Annotated in this window: 1 protein-coding gene and 1 pseudogene; both read left to right on the forward strand. The window is 36.6% G+C overall.

What is annotated here, in order from left to right:
• Window positions 1-367, forward strand: a pseudogene (locus tag L950_RS25430) (guanylate kinase); the annotation flags it as partial.
• Complete coding sequence (gene nadD, locus L950_RS25435; protein ID WP_021190413.1) at window positions 367-942, forward strand: nicotinate (nicotinamide) nucleotide adenylyltransferase; 576 nt, start codon at window positions 367-369, stop codon at window positions 940-942. The pseudogene L950_RS25430 and the gene nadD, both read left to right, overlap by 1 nt.
• The last annotated feature ends 14 nt before the right edge of the window (window positions 943-956 follow it).

Raw genomic sequence — 956 nt, forward strand, 5'->3', positions numbered from 1 at the left:
TCATCGAATTCGAAGAAGTATATTCAGGTACATTTTATGGAACATTACGTTCTGAAGTAGAACGTATCTGGGCACAGGGTAAACATGTTATTTTTGATATTGATGTGATTGGAGGACTTCGTTTGCGTTCAAAGTTTCCAGACGAAGCCTTATCTATTTTTGTGCAACCTCCTTCCTTAGAAGTTTTAAAAGCACGCCTGCGTGGTAGAGGAACAGACTCTGAAGAAAAATTGCAGGAACGTTTTGCAAAAGCTGAATCCGAATTATCCTATGCAGATAAGTTTGATGTGATTTTAAAAATTATGATTTGGATGTTGCTGTTGTGGAAGCAGAGAAATTGGTAATGGACTTTCTGAATAAAAAGTAATGGCTAAAGTCGGATTATTCTTCGGGTCTTTTAATCCAGTTCATGTTGGGCATTTGATTATTGCCAATTATATGGCCAACTATACTGAGCTGGACGAAGTTTGGTTTGTGGTATCCCCACAAAATCCATTTAAAAAGAAAGAGAGCCTAGGTAATATGTACGACCGTTTAGAGATGGTTAATCTGGCAATTGAAGAGACCGAAAATTTAAAGGCAAGTTCCATTGAATTTAGTTTACCGCAACCCTCGTATACCATCGATACTTTAACACATCTGGCAGAAAAATATCCCACGCATGAATTTGTTTTAATTATGGGTGAAGATATTTTAGAGACCTTTTCAAAGTGGAAGAATCACGATATTATTTTAAGGGATTATCATATCTATGTTTATCCAAGACCTGGATATAATGGCGGTACAATGAAAGAACATCCGTCAATAACCCTGACACAAACACCGATGATGGAATTGTCTTCTACCTTTCTTCGACAAGCGGTGAAAGAGGGGAGCAATATCAAATTCTATACTCCGGATAAAGTCATTGAGTTTATCGAAAAAAAAGGACTATATTCATAAAAAAGGCGAAACTT

Source organism: Sphingobacterium sp. IITKGP-BTPF85 (assembly GCF_001006065.1).
GTDB lineage: Bacteria > Bacteroidota > Bacteroidia > Sphingobacteriales > Sphingobacteriaceae > Sphingobacterium > Sphingobacterium anhuiense.